General features: G+C 67.9%; 1 protein-coding gene. It reads right to left on the bottom strand.

The features are described 5' to 3' along the window. The coding region (locus tag ACWDU1_RS32555; protein ID WP_450004253.1) for a DnaB-like helicase C-terminal domain-containing protein at window positions 1-1,016 on the bottom strand (1,016 nt) is incomplete at both ends.

The raw sequence follows: 1,016 nt of genomic DNA, 5'->3' as shown, positions 1-1,016 counted from the left end.
CGGACTTCGCTGGTGAAGGGGGTGAACGGCCGTCCGCACACCACGCAGAGCCGCTCGGCCACCGGGGCATCCTCCGGAAGTCGCAATTGATAGCGCAACGCCGCGGAGCCCGAGGGAACAGCGACGATACCTTCTCCTTCGATACGGGCGATGATCTCCGGATCCGCGGAGGTTATCTGAGCGGCCGCTGTCGTCCCGTCTCCCAGCCAGGCACCCAGCGTGTAGGGCGGCACGAGTAGGTCGCGTTCGGGAAGGTCCAGTGGTTGAGCGTTGGCGACCGAGTGGTTGAGCCGGCCGTCGGCGGTCGCGCAGCGGAGTGTGGCCGCGATATCCGCAGTGGTCCGGACAGCGGCGAAGGTGCGCTGGTTGCGGTATCCGTTGATCCCGGCCGCGGCCTGTTGCGCGGACCGCCGCGAGGCCCTGGTCTCGGTGAGCCACTGGTGCTGTTCATCCGCGACGAGCACCGTGCCGTCGGAGAACTCGACCTCGTAACAGGGACGCCCCGTCATCACTTCCGTCGCGGCGACAACGCGCGTGGGTTTGCCGTCGGCACCGAGGAGTTGCTGCCCCACCCGGATCTCACCCATGGTGGTCCAGCCGTCGGGAGTGGGCAGGGGCGTATCCACTGCCAACGCCTTCCCGACACCGGGCCTGGCCGCGACGATGATCATCTGACCCGGGTGCAGGCCGTTGGTGATCTCGTCCAGTTCGGAGAAACCGGTGGGGACGCCGAGGGAGATGCCGCCGCGGGAGGCGATGGAGTCGATCTCGTCCATCGTCGGCTGCAGGAGTTCTTCGAGTGGGAGGAAGTCCTCGGAGGTGCGGCGTTCGGTGACCTCGTAGACCTCGGCCTGGGCTCGGTCGACGACCTCTGCGACATCCTGGCCGTCGGCGCCGGCGTAACCGTACTGGACGATGCGGGTGCCCGCTTCGACGAGGCGTCGCAGGATGGCCTTCTCGGCGACGATTTCGGCGTAGTACCCGGCGTTCGCGGCCGTGGGGACCGTCTGGGTGAG

The sequence above is a fragment of the Nocardia sp. NPDC003345 genome (assembly GCF_053589395.1).
The sequence above is the reverse complement of the archived record's forward strand: the minus strand, read 5'-3'. Positions and strand labels throughout refer to the sequence as shown.